Genomic DNA, 16,254 nt, shown 5'->3' with positions numbered 1-16,254 from the left:
TGCAAAAGCAAAGCTGAAAAAGATTTAAACGCTTTGCAAAATTTCTGCTGCCTGAGCCAAGGTTTGATCGGTCTTAGCAAAGCAAAAACGAATCATGCGCAAAGCCTCTGGCGCCTGCTGATAAAACACCGAAACAGGAATGCCAACAATGCCATGCTGCTCTGCCAGAAAGCGGCAAAATTCAACATCGTTTAAATCGGGACGAATGCGGCTGTAGTCGACATTTTGAAAGTAAGTGCCTTGCGAAGGCAGCCATTGAAAGCGTGAACCAGTTAAACCCTCAATAAAACGATCGCGTTTTGCTTGATAAAAGCCCGCTAAGTTTTGAATATGCTCAGGATGTTGCTGCATATAATTGGCCAAAGCCAGTTGTACAGGGGTCACTCCGCAGAAGTTGGCAAACTGATAGACCTGGCGGAACAGTTGCATCAGCGTAGGTGTAGCAACGCAGTATCCGGTTTTCCAACCGGTCACATGAAAGGTTTTGCCAAAGGAACCCACCACCACACTGCGTTCACGCAGTTCAGGAAAAGACAAAGCCGAATAGTGACGTTGACCATCAAATACCAGATGTTCATAGACTTCATCAGACAGGACTAAAATATTGCTGTCGCGAATCAGTTCAATCAGCGTCAACCAATCTTGCTTGCTCCAAATGGCACCACTCGGGTTATGTGGTGTGTTGATAATGATCAGTTTGGTTTTGGCCGTGATGGCTGATTTGACCTGCTCCCAATCGACCGAAAAATGTGGGGGGTGGAGCGCAATATGAATGGCTTTACCCCCGACCAAAGCCACACTTGGCGCATAGCTGTCATAACTGGGGTCAAAAATGATGACTTCATCATCCGCATGGACTACGGCTTGAATGGTGGCAAAAAGGCCAATGGTTGCGCCCGGAGTGATGGTAATTTCAGTCATCGGGTCGAGCTGAATCTGATCGCGTTGTGCAAATTGCTGCGCCAGTTGCTCGCGTAATAACCAGACTCCATCGCCTGGAGCATACTGATTGAAACCACTTTGAGTTGCCTGTGCTAAAGCATCCAGCAGTTCAGCAGGAGCTTCGAAGTCTGGAAAACCTTGGGATAGATTTAGGGCATTTAAGCGCTGTGCCATGGCAGTCATGGTGCTGAAAATAGTGACGCCTTGTGCAGGCAGTTTAGATGAAGGCAACTGAATCATGAATGCTTAAAAGTGTCTAAATATCAGCCCAAAATAGCATATTCATCCCCTTTTACTTATGCAAATTTTGCATGTAGGGCAGGGGTAAAGTATGCATTTTTGTGGATTGCTTTTATAAGAGCAGTTCAACTGCCGCGCGAATAATCCCCAGTGCTAAGCCAATAAATGCACCGACCACTACACCATTGACCCGAATCATATGCAAGTCGCCACCGACTTCATTTTCGATCTTATCAATCATTACACTGGAGTCCCATTCGTGAATACGTTCACTGATAAAACGAATGACTTTTTCGCTGTATTGGTCACTGAGATTGACCGCAATGCCGCTGAGGCGTTGATTAAGCAAGTCTCTGACGGCTTGATTGGAGATGATGTTTTCCCCGATTTGTTGAATGGATACACGGATGTTGTGAGCAATGCCAGAGTCTGGTTTTTGTAGGTCTTGTTTAATGGCATCACATAAAATGACCACTGCACCGCTAATAAAATTCAGCACTTGTGGGCTATCTAGCAGGGCATCTTTGGTTTGGTTTAAACGCTGGCTGGCTTTACTGTCTGTGTCTGCCAGTTCGAGCATGAGCGCGTGCCCTATCGCTTCAATCTTTTGACGCCACGGATGCTCAGGATCGGCCAACATCGATTCGACTCGTTGAATGAGTGAGTCGATGGTTCTTTGCTGCACATCGATGCCAATCCAACTGGCCCCTTTGGCCAGCTTCCAAACCCCGAGTTCTTTGAACAAGGTTCGGGTCAACTCACGACTTTGTTCAGGATGTTGGGTCATCCAATCATGCGCCAAGTCGAGTCCGCGTTGTAATACATCTTGATGGAAATCATTTTCCAGCACTGCACGCAGCATTTCACTGGCCAAATGATTGACTTGAGTGTTGCGCACCCACTGCACGCTGTTACTTTGAATAAAGCGTCCGATTTGTTCTTGGCCCACAAATTCAAAGACTTTAGGCACCGTTTGTTGAATGACTTGGGTGACTTGCAGATTGTTTTGTGGGTTGGCAAGCCATTGGCCAACCGCCAAAGACAGGTCGGTACTTTGCAGGCTTTTTTCCACCACTTGTGGAGAAAGAAAGTTTTCTTGTACAAAGCGGCCCATAGACTCTGCAATACGGTCTTTGTTACGAGGAATAATTTCGGTGTGATCGCGTAAAAACTTTGGAATTGGCATTTTCCCAAAGGGATTACGGAACAGCACAGTAATGGCATACCAGTCAGCCAAGCCGCCGACTACACCTGCTTCTGCGGATAACATTAAAATATGAATGATCCAGACTTTGTCTGTGGGGACAAACTTGGCAACGACCATCAGCAGCAGCCATGTCACCACTGCCGTGATTAGGGCGATGGTGGCAAAGCGTTTACTGCGTTTCAGACTCGATGGGACGGCTTGAGGTTCATTCATAGGCAGGCTCTATGCTTTATTTGCTGGTCGACGCGGGGCTACTCGGTTCAGGCGGTGGGAGCACTTCACCGGTTGGGCTCAAACCGTATTTTCCACCCAGCGATTTTAAAATCAGCGTGGCATCAAAGGCATCGCTTGGTGCCGATTTTTGGTCTTTAAAGCATTGAATGCTATATGACACTTGCACAGGATCAATGTCGACTACACGTGGTACATCGTAGAACGGATCAGGCCAAAAGGCTGGATGGCGAGAATAATAACCATATGGGTAGTAAGGCATTGGGTTTGAATACACCAGGGCTTGTCGGGGTGGTTGGTTTTGGTTGCTCGGGTCATTCAGTACTTTAAAAAAGCTGTAACCATTTTGCACTGTGGTTTGCGCGGCTTTGACTAGGGTAATTTCTTCAGCCGTGCCATAGCTCATATTTGGGCGAGCTTGGAAGCTGATGCGATAAGTCGAGGTGTTTAATGGCGTATTACTAAACCGACCTAACTGGTCGAAGGTTAAGGGCTTTGAGGGGGTAGAGGCACAGCCTACTAAACTCAGACCCGTCGCCAGTGCACAGGCGATTAAAATTTTCTTCATGAGATAGACTCCTTAGCACACAGGGAGAAGCCGAACAGTTAAAAATGGCTGTTGGGCTGAGTCAAAAAATCCAGTTCTTCTTGGCTTGAGTTGCGGCCAAGGACTTGGTTCCGATGTGGATAGCGTCCAAAACGATCGATAATCACTTTGTGACGCTGTTCAAAATCGAGGTTAATCGGATTGCCTAAGTCTTCGAACAATTTTAAAGCATATTGATGAATAAGTTTCGATTCACTATGCATAAAGGGCATATATAAAAAACTACGTTGTATGGGTGGCAGTGCTGCATCCAGTTTTAGCGTGATGGCTTCTTGTGCTAAAGCCAAGGCCAAAGCGTCCTGAGCAAAGGCCAAAGAACTGTTGCGATACAGGTTTCTCGACAGTTGGTCGAGCACAATAATTTCAGCCAAACGCCCCTCAGCACTACTGCGCCAAGACCATAGCTCAGCATGCGCCGCTTGTTGATGAATTGTCTTAAATTTTTCTTCGATGAGTGCATCGAACGCATCATTTTGGCTAAACCACCAGCTTTGGTTTTTGGGATCGAACCAAAAATCTAAAATTTCTTGATAATTCATAAAGTTTACAATTCTTTAGCATTTATTCTTCAATACAATCACACTTTTGACATGTCTAATAGCGTAACTTTGTGATAAATATTTTCCGAAAAAATAGAACAGATGGTTTACTTGAAAATAGGACTGGGTGTAATGTGCCGAATTAAAATCACGTTATACTGATATAAACTGATGATTTTATTTTATTCGTCGTTGTAATTGTTTCTTCCAAAAAGTGAGATTGTAATGGGTCAACCCGCATCTAAATCTACAGCTGTGTTACCGACTTGGGTCAATTCATCACTTTTGCAAGGGATGTTACGTGGGATTGAGCGTGAAAGTTTGCGCATGCAAAGTGATGGTTTTTTATCACAAGCCGACCACCCTCAAGCTTTGGGTTCTGCACTGACCCATCCGCATATTACGACGGATTATTCGGAAGCTTTATTAGAATTTATTACACCGCCCCAGCCCAGCATTACCGAGGCGTTGCACTATTTAAAAGACATTCATAGCGTGGCGCATCGTCATTTGGAACATGGTGAAAAGCTCTGGCCGCTGTCGATGCCATGTATGTTGGATGACAATGACGATAAAATCCGCTTAGCCCAATATGGCAGCTCAAATATCGGAAAGTTCAAGACCTTGTACCGTCATGGTTTAGGGGTACGTTATGGTCGCCGTATGCAAACCATTTCAGGTTTACACTATAACTTATCTTTTCCTGATCAGCTTTTTGAACAATTACAACAACATGAAACAGATGAGGCACTAAAAGCCTTATCTGCACAAGACTATCGTAGTCACCGCTATTTTGGTTTGATCCGCAACTTTATTCGCCTTACGCCGTTGGTGATGTTTTTGGTCGGGGCAAGTCCATCGGTCTGCCAGTGTTTTATGACAGGGCGTGAACATCATCTGTTGCCATTGCTGCGCGGGACCTTGTATTTACCTTATGCAACTGCTTTACGCATGGGACGTTTTGGTTATCAAAACTCAGCACAAAAGCAGCTCGGGATTCATTACAACAATATCGATGGTTATCTCGAAGGTCTACAAAAGGCAGTCAAAACCGCTTATGCGCCGTTTAGTCGCTTAGGCCTCAACGATGCGCAGGGCGAGCCGATTCAAATTAATGATCATGTCCTACAAATTGAAAATGAGTACTACAGTTTGGTGCGTCCAAAGCAAGTACCGCAAGCAGGGGAAACACCATCACAAGCGCTGAGCAATCGTGGTGTCGGTTATGTAGAACTGCGTGCGGTGGATGTGAACCCGTATAGCCCAATTGGGATCAATGAAGATACCGCAGGTTTCTTAGAAGTGCTGGCGCTGTACTGCTTATTGCTAGATAGCCCAGACTTATTAGCTGAAGAGCAAGATCAAATCGAGAAAAACCAAGCGGAAGTGGTCAATCGTGGTCGCGCACCGAATGCTGCAATTGCTGTGGGTGAGCAATCGTTCCCGATTGAAGTATGGAGCCAGTCTCATTTAGAGGCCATGCAAGAACTGGTTGTATTGTTAGATCAGTGCTATGACACCACACTCTATAGTAAAGCGATGACAGTCATGCAACAGAGAGTCGCTGAAGTTGATGATACTTTGTCGGCGCAGATGATCGAAGATACTCTGGAAGCGGGTGGGACATGGGGCTTTGGTAGCCAAATGGCCGCACAACATGCATCAAGTTATGAGCGTCATCAGTTGAGTGCAGAGACATGGGCTTATTTTGACGATTTAGCTACGCAATCACTGCAACAACAACAGCAATTAGAGCAAGACAGTCAACTGAGTTTTGAGCAGTATCTTGCACAATTTAGATAAAAAATTAAGAGGATTGACCATGCAATGGAGTTATCGCTTCGTGAGTGGTGTTTTGGTTTTAGCCAGTATCATCGGGATGGCCTTTGCCTTGTATTTAGAGCATGGCTCCCTACAGTTAAACCCATGTCCACTCTGTGTGTTCCAACGTGTGGGACTGATTGGACTGGGGATTATTTCGCTGATTGCCTTTTTGCATAACCCAGCATCGAATGGTTTTAAACGCTTTTATGCATTTTTAGGCAGCCTCTCGATCTTATGGTCGGCAGGTGTGGCAGCACGTCATGTTTGGTTACAGAGCTTACCGCCTGATCAAGTGCCGAGCTGTGGCCCAGGCTTGGATTATTGGTTAGACACGTTGCCGCTGCGTGCTGTGTTTGAGCAAGTCTTAACAGGTTCAGGTGAATGTGCACTGGTAGACTGGACTTTCCTAGGTCAGTCTTTACCTGTGTGGTCTTTGGTATTTTTTGTGGCACTGGCGTTGATTAGCCTGTGGCAACTGTTGCGTACATATCCAAGCCACGCGAAGAAAAAATAATAAAGATAAAAAAAGCCAACGTGATGTTGGCTTTTTTATTGGATGTATCAGTGGTTTAGGTGAGTGCGATGCCCTCCAAATCATCCAGCCCGATCATGTATTCATGCACTTGACCATATTCAGTTTCGGTTGGATTTGGATAGAACCAATTTACGATTTGTTCGGCAACACTGGCATGGGTGTGTAGCTCAAAATGGTTTAAGCCGTAGAAAATGGCTTTATGTGAATCGGGGACTTTTAGTTGAAAGCGTGGATTCATATGCTCGCCTAAGGCACTTTTCACACTGACCAAATAATCCCCAATTACATTGAGTGCACGATATTTGCGATGTTCAAACTCAATAGTACCTGCCACCAAGAAGGTATTGATATGGGAGGGCAATGGAGCAGGTTTACGGTTGTCATCAACATGACCAATACGCGCTTCATTATGTTCCCAGTCATCGTCCCGCACACTGCCATGACGTAAGTCTAAAATACCGTTGCTGCGAATGTTGACGATATGCCCAATAATTTTGACAAAAGGGAAACGTCCCAATTTGTCCTGCAAATGAAAGCCAAAACGTTCTAAAGCCGCACCATGATGGGGAGAACCAATACAGACCATGTTTTCCACCACATGAATCCAGCTTTGCATATTTTGTTTGCCGTAGAACAGCGCACTGCGCGAAACCAGTCCGCCCATACTGTGCCCAATCAGATCAATCGAGCTAATCCGTGGGTTGCGGTTGAGTAAATCTTGTAGTGAGTTGGCAAAGCTACGCCCATTGGCTGAAATACGACGACCCGTGTTGTAGTTGAGATATAGCATGGTATTTTGTGCACGTTGCGCCAGCAGTTTTTCCCCTATACCGCCATAACGCGCCGTGCTCCAGTACAAATGGTTCATGCATAGACCGTGGACCATAATCACCACGCGACCAGACAACTCGCCTTGCTGGATAGCACCGTAATGATCATAAAACACCATCGGTAGCGCCACAGGGTTGTGATATTTCAGTAAATAGTCGCCCAAAACGCCGTTGATTGCACCAACTAAATAATGCATGGTTGGGGTTAAGGGTTTGCGATGCAAATTTGGAAATTTTTCAATGATATGACGCAAACTTGGCGCCAATAAATAGCTACCGTAGTTTTGCAAGGTATTGAAGGAAAACTGGTAAATTTCTTCAATTGACCGTGTCGACAGAAACTTCTTGGAACTGGTTTCATTCATCCCAAATATACTGATTAAAATTTCTCGTTGAATGGCCTGAATTAAATCGTGGACGACATCGCCTAAGCGGGTTGTCACCAACTGAGCAATCCCTTCAAGCAGGTCGGCTTGGCTGGGAGGAGTACGATCCCATTTACAATAGGTCTCGTGCAGAGGCGTTAAACTTGGCATTTTTTCTACCCTTGTGTTTCTGTGTCCAAAGGGACTTTATTTTTTTCAACGATCACGGTATAAATTCTTAGCACTCTAGCTTATCTAATTCATCTCGAACAACTTTTACAATAGCGATGAATACACAGATGACCTTATTTTTTTGTCTGACAATTTTTATATCCATACAAAATAATACAGTCGGCTGATGCCACCTCTTTTGAGTTCAATAAAAATGATGTAGAAGAGTAAATGTACAGCATGAATATTATTTATTTACATGGCTTTCAAAGCAGTTCTTTATCGATTAAAGGTCAATTGCTGAAACGCTATTGCGAATCTCGTCCACACTGGAACGTGCATTTGCCAGACTTGAACATGCCGCCACATTTGGCCTTAGAAAAATTGGCCGCCTTGATTCAGGAGTTGGATCAGGTAGTGCTGGTGGGCAGCAGTTTAGGTGGATTTTATGCGACACAACTGGTCGTGAAGTTGGCAGTACCAGCTGTGCTGATCAATCCAGCTATGCAACCATGGCATTTGTTCCGAAATCTATTTGGTGCGACTCAACTGCCCTATAGAGTCAATGAACATTGGACGCTCGATGATGCGCAATTGGACTATTTAGAGCAGATTGAGCTGCGATTTGTGCAAGATGCAGACAAAATTTTAGTGTTATTGCAACAAGGCGATGAAGTTTTGGATTATCGTGAAGCACAGCGCTATTATAATGGCGCAGCACTCGTGATCTCGGAAACGCAAGGCAATCATGCGATGGAAGATTTCGTAGACAAAATACCGATGGCATTACAGTTTTTATCGGACTGCTTAAAATAAGGAAACAGTACAACGTGTCTCAATATACGGCTCAATCGCTTGAAGTATTATCTGGTTTAGATCCGGTACGTCGTCGTCCTGGCATGTATACCGATACCACACGCCCAAACCATTTGGCGCAAGAGGTTATTGATAATGCAGTCGATGAGGCACTGGCTGGTCATGCCAACAAAATTACCGTCACCGTTTATAAAGATGGTTCGCTCTCAGTCGAAGACAATGGTCGCGGTATGCCTGTCGATATTCACCCTGAATACGGTCAAAGTGGGATCGAGATTATCCTGACCAAACTGCACGCTGGTGGTAAGTTCAGTACCGACAACTACCAGTTTTCAGGTGGTTTGCATGGCGTAGGCATTTCCGTGGTGAATGCTTTATCTAGCCGAGTCGAAGTAGAAGTTCAGCGTCAAGGCAACCTTTACCAAATGGCCTTTGAGCACGGTGAACCGACTGCACCCTTGATGGTGCTAGAAGGTAAAGCTCCGAAGCGTGCGACAGGGACCACCGTTCACTTTTGGCCTGAAGCTAAATATTTTGATTCACCGAAATTTGCCCTGAAAGCGCTGAAGCACAACTTAAAAGCCAAAGCCGTTTTGGCTGCCGGTTTGCAAATCAATTATGTCGACCAAATCAATGACGAAAAAATCGTTTGGCAGTTTGAAAATGGCCTCGTCGATTATTTGATGGATGAAATTGAAGATCGTGAGATTCTGCCTCATCCAGCCTTTGTGGCAACAGGAGATGCTGAGCGTGCCAGTGCCGAATTTGCCATTTGTTGGAATGTCGATGGCGGCGAATTGGTCCAAGAAAGCTATGTGAACTTGATTCCAACGGCGCAAGGCGGAACTCATGTGAATGGCCTACGTTCAGGTGTGACCGATGCGATGCGTGAGTTTTGTGAACTGCGTAATTTGCTGCCACGCAATATGAAGCTGTCGGCTGAAGATGTTTGGGATGGTGTGAACTATATTTTGTCGTTGAAGTTCCAAGAGCCACAGTTTTCAGGCCAAACCAAAGAGCGTTTATCCAGTCGTGAAGCATCGGGCATTGTCCAGAACATTGCCAAAGATGCTTTTGCACTGTGGTTGAACCAAAACTCCGATATTGCCATGCAGTTGGCGGAAATGGCGATCTCGAAAGCAGGTCGTCGTCTGAAAGCTGCGAAAAAGGTTGAACGGAAGAAAATTGTGGCAGGGCCGACGTTACCCGGCAAACTGTCAGACTGCGTTGGACATACCTTAGAAGAGTCTGAACTGTTCATTGTGGAAGGGGATTCTGCGGGTGGTTCAGCCAAGCAGGCGCGTGATAAAAACTTCCAAGCGATCATGCCTATTCGTGGAAAAATCTTAAATACGTGGGAAGTCTCTTCTGATGAAGTCTTGGCTTCGCAAGAAGTGCATAACATTGCCATTGCGATCGGGGTCGATCCGGGGTCGGATGATTTATCCGAATTACGTTATGGCAAGATCTGTATCTTGGCCGATGCTGACTCGGATGGTCTACACATTGCGACGCTGCTGTGTGCTTTGTTTGTGAAACATTTTCCGATCTTGGTTGAAGAGGGACATCTGTATGTGGCGATGCCACCGCTGTATCGAATTGATGATGCAAAAGATGTGCACTATGCCTTGGATGATGATGAGCTTGAAAGCATGTTGAAAAAATGCAAAACCAAGAACCCGCAAATTACTCGATTTAAAGGTTTGGGTGAAATGAACGCAAGCCAACTGCGTGAAACCACGCTGGATCCAAACACACGCCGTTTGGTGCAATTAGATTTGGATGACAGTCATTTTACTGCAGGTTTATTGGATAAATTGTTGGCAAAAAAACGTTCGAGTGACCGTAAAGAATGGTTAGAGCAGAAAGGTAACTTGGCCGAGTTAGTGGTTTAGCACTGCTAAGGACAAAACAAAAAGCCCGCACATTGCGGGCTTTTTGATGCGCAGATGAGCAATAAAATTGCGCTTAATCTGTGCAGAATTTTTTAGATTAATCGATTGAATTAGGCGAAATGAATTGATTTGGAACACATGATGTATACAAGTTTGTATGCAGAAAAGTAGCCATTTGGGCGCAAATCCACCTAAAATGCAGTGCATTTAAAAATTAATAAATAATTGATAAATATTAAAATAATTAAAATTTTTACAATGATTTTCACATCATAAAACCCTGCTTGGCATAGAAATTGAATTGGCACTCATAGCGCGAATAACAATCATGCATTGCAAAATGCACCCTAAGTTTCAAGTTTGGAGAAAATCAAGATGTTCCAACAAAAATTACTCACTAAAACATTCCTTGCAACTGCAATGATGGGGACTATTGCTTTGACAGGTTGTTCAAAACCTGCAGAGAAAGCGGAAACAGCAACGTCTGAGCCAACAGCGGCAGTGAGCAGCGGTGACACCATCAAAGTCGGAATTTTGCACTCGCTATCAGGCACCATGGCAATTTCTGAAACCTCACTCAAAGATACGGCCTTGATGACCATCAATGAAATTAATGCCAATGGTGGGGTACTGGGTAAAAAATTAGAACCTGTAGTGGTCGATCCAGCATCTGATTGGCCTTTATTTGCTGAAAAAGCACGTCAACTCATTACCCAAGATAAAGTCGCGGTGATTTTTGGTTCATGGACATCGGTATCGCGTAAGTCTGTGCTACCTGTGGTAGAAGAGTTGAATGGTTTGTTGTTCTATCCCGTGCAGTATGAAGGGCAGGAACAGTCGAAAAATATTTTCTATACAGGCGCCGCACCGAACCAACAGGCGATTCCTGCGGTGGAATATTTGATGAGCGAAGAGGGGGGTAAAGCAGAGCGCTTTGTTCTACTCGGTACGGACTATGTCTACCCACGCACCACCAATAAAATTTTACGTGCGTTCTTGAAGTCAAAAGGTGTGGCCGATGCGGACATCATGGAAGAGTACACCCCCTTCGGTCATAGTAACTATCAAACCATTGTTGGTAATGTGAAGAAATTTGCTGCAGGTAAGAAAACCGCGGTCATTTCAACCATCAATGGTGATTCTAACGTACCGTTCTATCGTGAGCTAGGCAACCAAGGCATTAAAGCTTCGGATATTCCAGTCATGGCTTTCTCTGTGGGTGAAGAAGAACTCCGTGGTATTGATACCAAACCATTGGTTGGACATTTGGCTGCTTGGAACTATTTCATGTCGGTGAAAAACCCGACCAATACTGAATTTGTCAATAAAATGAAGCAGTATGCAGTGGAATATAAACTGCCGAATGCTGACAAAATCGTGACCAATGACCCGATGGAAGCCACCTATGTGGGCATTAATATGTGGAAGCAAGCGGTTGAAAAGGCAGGCAGTACTGATGTTGATAAAGTTCGCGTTGCGATGGCTGGTCAAGAGTTCAAAGCACCATCAGGCTATACCTTAAAAATGGATTCTGAAAATCATCATCTACAAAAACCAGTGATGATTGGTGAAATTCGAGGTGATGGTCAGTTTGACGTGGTCTATAAAACACCAAAAGTGATTAAAGCGGAACCTTGGAGTCCGTACATTCCTAAATAATTTTCTTAAGCGTTGAGCCTGCTGCGATCGCTGTGGGCTTTTCAGTAAGCACATCCCGATGTGGGGTGTTTTAAGCAAGCTTAAGGAAGTCATATTATGAATCTTAAATTTTTTTGTGCCGCACTGTTGTGTGCAATGGCACAGCTCGTGAGTAGCAGTGTTTGGGCTGAAGAGGCTCAACTTTCTACTCAGACCCAAAGCGTATCAGCACCGAATGATACGATTCAACGTTTTGTCAAAGCTGAGTTTTCTGAGCGCCGTGCCATGCTCAACCAATGGCCGGGGACGATTGAAGAATTTGATCGACTGGTGGCACTGATCGACAGTGATGAGCTGTATCGGGACAGTGCAGGCATGACGTATATTTTAAAAAATAATGAAAAATTATTGCGTTATCCCGATGAGCAAGTGATTGAAACTTGGCCGGGGGATTTGTCTCAGGTAACTTTGGTCAACACCTTACGTAAAGCCTTAAACTTTGGACAGGCACAGGCCAAATTAAAATCTGAAGAATCTGCCCAACGTTTAGCAGCTATTGATATTTTAGAAAATAATCTGTCTGAACTGAATGTTGCGCAGATTAATCAGCTCTATCTGCATGAACAAAATAATAAAGTTAAACAGCGCTTGGCACAGCTCAAAGCGCGCCTTGACTTTGAAAGTCCAGATGTTTTAGTCCAAATTCAGGCTGCTAAAGTCCTTACCGATTCTAACCGTCCCGATGTGCTGGCACTGGTTGAGCAGGCTTTAACTCAATCAAATTTGAACCCCGAACTCAAAGCTGTTTTGGTGGATGCCAAAAGTCAGATTAAAACACGGATTCAGGCCAGTGAATGGGCAGGGCATGTATTTTCTGGTTTCAGTACAGCCAGCATTTTACTGCTAGCAGCGCTCGGTTTAGCCATCACTTATGGCCTGCTGGGTGTGATTAATATGGCGCATGGTGAGTTGATTATGATTGGGGCCTATACTACTTATGTGGTGCAAAGCCTGTTTAAGACCTACTTGGGTAGCTATGTCGATTGGTATTTAATTGCAGCTATTCCTGCAGCCTTTTTAGTGAGTGCCTTAATTGGCATGTTGATTGAACGGACGGTGATTCGTCCACTGTACGGCCGTCAGCTTGAAACCTTGTTGGCCACTTTTGGGGTCAGTCTGATTTTGATGCAATTGGTGCGGATGATTTTTGGCGCACAAAATGTTGAAGTCTCGAATATTTCTTGGTTATCGGGTGGGATAGCGCTGAGTCCAAGTTTGATGCTGCCGTATAACCGAATTGCCATTATTGTGTTTACGGTTGCGGTGCTACTGCTGTTGGTTTACCTACTCAATAAAACCCGCTTTGGTCTGTTTGTTCGTGCCGTAACACAAAACCGTCAAATGGCACGTGCTGTCGGTATTCGCTCTAGCCGTATCGATATGTTGGCCTTTGGGCTGGGTTCAGGCTTAGCTGGTCTAGCAGGCTGTGCCTTAGCACAGGTGGGCAATGTTGGGCCTGATTTGGGTCAGAACTATATTATCGATGCTTTCTTGGTCGTTGTGGTGGGTGGTGTGGGGCAAGTTTGGGGAGCTGTGCTGGCGGCGCTTGGTTTAGGGATCAGCGGTACGGTCCTTGAAATTGGGATGGGGGCTGTTCTTGCAAAAATTATTCTACTGGTTCTTGTGATTTTGTTTATTCAAAAACGTCCACAAGGTTTGTTTGCCATTAAAGGCCGTTTTGTGGAGTAAGCACATGAAAATCACTTCTTTATTTTCCGATAAACCTTATAGTGCGCTCGCTATTGCGGTCTGCTTTGCGGTGATGCTGATCCTACCTTGGTTACATTTGTTACCAGTCGATTCAGCCTTTCATCTCTCTGCGTATTGGGTCACCTTGATTGGCAAAATCATGTGCTTGGCTCTGGTGGCTTTGGCACTAGACTTGGTTTGGGGGTATGCAGGCATTTTAAGCCTAGGCCATGGCTTGTACTTTGCCCTCGGCGGCTACGCCTTTGGTATGTATCTGATGCGCCAGACAGCGGGTGACAGCCTGCCTGACTTTATGCGTTTTTTAAGCTGGACTGAACTGCCGTGGTATTGGGTGGGCAGCAATCATTTCTTATGGGCTTTGGCCTTGGTGGTGTTGGTGCCCGGTGTGGTGGCCTTCATCTTTGGTTTCTTTGCCTTTCGTTCCAAAATTAAAGGCGTGTATTTCTCGATTATTACGCAGGCCATGACATTTGCTGCGGCACTGTTGTTCTTCCGCAATGAAACAGGTTTTGGCGGAAACAATGGATTTACAGGCTTTAAGACTATTTTAGGCATGGATATTACTTCTGCTCCCATGCGTGCCACCTTATGTTCCTTAACGGCTTTGGTGTTGATGTTGTGCTTTGTGGGGTTGCGTCATCTCATGAATAAACCCTACGGTCGTGTGCTGGGGGCGATTCGGGACAGTGAAAACCGCTTGCAGTATTTGGGCTACCGCACGCTGTGGTACAAGCTTTCTGCATGGGTGCTGTCCGCAGTGATTGCAGGTATTGCAGGAGCTTTGTATGTGCCTCAGGCTGGCATTATTAACCCGAGTGAAATGAACCCTGTCAATTCGATTGAAATGGCGGTATGGGTGGCTGCGGGTGGGCGTGGCACCTTGATTGGCCCAATTTTGGGTGCAGGATTAATTAATGGCGTAAAAACCTATTTCACCGTGGCTTATCCAGAAGCATGGTTATTGATCTTGGGTGCTTTGTTTATTGTGGTCACCATTTTTTTACCCAAAGGTGTCATTGGTCTGTTTGACCGTTTTAAAAAGGAGCGTAGCGAATGAGTGAGCTAATACAACCTCATGGTGGCCATGCTTCAGACGGCTATGGACGTCCCAAAGAACAAGGCGCCGACTTCAGTCATGGGATTGCACTGTACTTGGAAAAAGTTAGTGTTTGGTTTGATGCTTTTCGTGCCTTAAATGATTTATCACTATACATCCAAGAAGGGGAGCTACGCTGCATTATTGGTCCCAATGGTGCAGGTAAAACTACACTAATGGATGTTATTACGGGCAAAACCCGACCGACAGAAGGCTCGGCTTTTTTTGGGCAAAACTATGATTTGGCCAAGATGAGTACCGAGCAAATTGCGGAAGCAGGCATTGGGCGTAAATTTCAAAAACCAACGGTGTTTGAAAACTTTAGCGTGATGGAAAACTTGCTACTCGCTGCACCCAAAGATAAGCGGGTGAAGAAAAGCTTTTTTAGCAAACTAGATCCAGACGCACAGCTGGCTTTGGACGAGTCCTTAGCGCAAATTCGCCTAGAAGAATGGGTACACAAACCTGCGGGGCTGTTGTCACATGGACAAAAGCAATGGTTGGAAATCGGCATGTTGCTTATGCAACGCCCTAAGCTGATTCTACTTGATGAACCCGTGGCCGGTATGACCGATGCCGAAACGGAACGAACCGCTGAGCTATGTTTAGAGCTGAAGAAAAATCACACCTTGGTGGTGGTTGAACATGACATGAGCTTTATCGACACCATCAGTGAAAAAGTGACGGTACTGGCTCAAGGGGCGATCTTAGCCGAAGGTACATTGGCTGAGGTACAGGCCAATGAGGATGTGATTGAGAAATATTTAGGACGTTAAGGAGCCGACCATGTTAGAAGTCAAAGACGTCAATCAGTTTTACGGTGGCAGTCATATTTTAAGAGATGTTTCATTTCAGGCCCCTGTGGGAGAGTGCTCCGTGGTGCTGGGGCGGAATGGCGTTGGGAAAACCACCTTACTGAAATGTTTAATGGGGATTTTACCGATCAAGTCCGGACAGATTCTACTTGATGGTCAGGACATCTCGAAAATGAGTCCCGAGCAACGCGTGCGTGCAGGTTTGGCTTATGTGCCGCAAGAGCGTGATATTTTTTCAACCTTAACAGTTGAAGAAAATATCCTGATTGGTATGGCCAAGTTTAAAGGGGCTAAAACTCGAAAAGTGCCTGAGCATTTGTATGAAATTTTCCCAATTTTAGATGAAATGAAGCACCGCCGAGGCGGGGATTTATCAGGGGGGCAGCAGCAGCAACTGGCCATTGCGCGTGCTTTAGCATCAGAGCCTCGGGTGTTAATTTTGGATGAGCCTACAGAAGGCATTCAACCTTCTATTATCAAAGACATTGGCCGAGTGATTCGTAAACTGGCGGATGGCGGCGACATGGCAGTGGTTTTGGTCGAGCAGTTTTATGATTTTGCCGAAGAGCTGGCCGATGCATATACCGTCATGGCCCGTGGGCAAGTGATTGCGCAAGGTGCAGGCTGTGAAATGCCTGCAAAAGGTATTCGAGAATTGGTGGCGATTTAAGCTTTTTTATTCTCCCCTCTTCCAAATGGAGAGGGGGAAGCCTCCCTTTTAAAAGGGAGGTTT

Annotated in this window: 14 protein-coding genes; 9 read left to right on the top strand and 5 right to left on the bottom strand. The window is 45.3% G+C overall.

Translation table 11 applies throughout. The features are described 5' to 3' along the window. Positions 1–24: 24 nt before the first annotated feature. The 4 genes from AC4CVD_RS16315 to AC4CVD_RS16300 form a co-directional block, all read right to left on the bottom strand. On the bottom strand, positions 25–1,182 hold the full coding sequence (locus tag AC4CVD_RS16315) for a methionine aminotransferase (RefSeq protein WP_178895737.1): 1,158 nt from the start codon (positions 1,180–1,182) through the stop codon (positions 25–27). Positions 1,183–1,294: 112 nt separating this feature from the next. Next, entirely contained in the window at positions 1,295–2,602 is a 1,308-nt protein-coding gene (locus AC4CVD_RS16310) for a DUF445 domain-containing protein (RefSeq protein ID WP_178895738.1), read from the bottom strand. A gap of 16 nt (positions 2,603–2,618) precedes the next feature. After that, positions 2,619–3,188: a CC0125/CC1285 family lipoprotein gene (locus AC4CVD_RS16305; RefSeq protein ID WP_178895739.1), complete on the bottom strand. Its 570-nt coding sequence runs from the start codon at positions 3,186–3,188 to the stop codon at positions 2,619–2,621. Positions 3,189–3,226: 38 nt separating this feature from the next. After that, positions 3,227–3,766, bottom strand: a complete 540-nt coding sequence (locus AC4CVD_RS16300) for a DUF924 family protein (RefSeq protein WP_004978349.1) — start codon at positions 3,764–3,766, stop codon at positions 3,227–3,229. Between the two features lie 225 nt (positions 3,767–3,991). On the opposite strand from AC4CVD_RS16300, the gene gshA reads away from it, so the two are divergent. Then, positions 3,992–5,569 carry a glutamate--cysteine ligase gene (gene gshA / locus AC4CVD_RS16295; RefSeq protein WP_125273762.1) on the top strand — a complete coding sequence of 526 codons (1,578 nt, stop codon included), beginning with the start codon at positions 3,992–3,994 and terminating at the stop codon, positions 5,567–5,569. Positions 5,570–5,588: 19 nt separating this feature from the next. Beyond that, complete coding sequence (locus AC4CVD_RS16290; RefSeq protein WP_490753453.1) at positions 5,589–6,104, top strand: disulfide bond formation protein B; 516 nt, start codon at positions 5,589–5,591, stop codon at positions 6,102–6,104. 55 nt (positions 6,105–6,159) lie between these two features. On the opposite strand, the gene AC4CVD_RS16285 is transcribed toward AC4CVD_RS16290, so the two are convergent. Continuing rightward, positions 6,160–7,491, bottom strand: coding sequence for a PGAP1-like alpha/beta domain-containing protein (locus tag AC4CVD_RS16285; protein WP_078388291.1), 1,332 nt, complete (start codon positions 7,489–7,491; stop codon positions 6,160–6,162). A 240-nt stretch (positions 7,492–7,731) separates the two neighbouring features. On the opposite strand from AC4CVD_RS16285, the gene AC4CVD_RS16280 reads away from it, so the two are divergent. From AC4CVD_RS16280 to urtE, 7 genes are all read left to right on the top strand, one after another. After that, a complete protein-coding gene (locus AC4CVD_RS16280) occupies positions 7,732–8,307 on the top strand; it encodes a YqiA/YcfP family alpha/beta fold hydrolase (RefSeq protein WP_114837383.1) in 576 nt (191 codons plus the stop codon). A gap of 14 nt (positions 8,308–8,321) precedes the next feature. After that, complete coding sequence (gene parE, locus AC4CVD_RS16275; RefSeq protein ID WP_114837382.1) at positions 8,322–10,202, top strand: DNA topoisomerase IV subunit B; 1,881 nt, start codon at positions 8,322–8,324, stop codon at positions 10,200–10,202. Positions 10,203–10,577: 375 nt separating this feature from the next. Then, positions 10,578–11,861 carry an urea ABC transporter substrate-binding protein gene (gene urtA, locus AC4CVD_RS16270; RefSeq protein ID WP_490753452.1) on the top strand — a complete coding sequence of 428 codons (1,284 nt, stop codon included), beginning with the start codon at positions 10,578–10,580 and terminating at the stop codon, positions 11,859–11,861. Between the two features lie 96 nt (positions 11,862–11,957). Beyond that, positions 11,958–13,589, top strand: a complete 1,632-nt coding sequence (gene urtB / locus AC4CVD_RS16265) for an urea ABC transporter permease subunit UrtB (protein ID WP_114837820.1) — start codon at positions 11,958–11,960, stop codon at positions 13,587–13,589. 4 nt (positions 13,590–13,593) lie between these two features. Then, positions 13,594–14,667: an urea ABC transporter permease subunit UrtC gene (urtC, locus tag AC4CVD_RS16260; protein ID WP_005401483.1), complete on the top strand. Its 1,074-nt coding sequence runs from the start codon at positions 13,594–13,596 to the stop codon at positions 14,665–14,667. Further along, a complete protein-coding gene (urtD, locus tag AC4CVD_RS16255) occupies positions 14,664–15,482 on the top strand; it encodes an urea ABC transporter ATP-binding protein UrtD (protein ID WP_004691767.1) in 819 nt (272 codons plus the stop codon). Before urtC ends, urtD begins: the two co-directional genes overlap by 4 nt. A 10-nt stretch (positions 15,483–15,492) precedes the next feature. Further along, positions 15,493–16,191 (top strand): urea ABC transporter ATP-binding subunit UrtE, encoded by a 699-nt coding sequence (gene urtE / locus AC4CVD_RS16250; protein ID WP_490753451.1) that lies wholly within the window; start codon positions 15,493–15,495, stop codon positions 16,189–16,191. Positions 16,192–16,254: the final 63 nt, after the last annotated feature.

The sequence above is a fragment of the Acinetobacter sp. LipI_23 genome (assembly GCF_058243045.1).
Note: the sequence above shows the minus strand (reverse complement) of the source record. Positions and strands in the feature narration are given on the sequence as shown.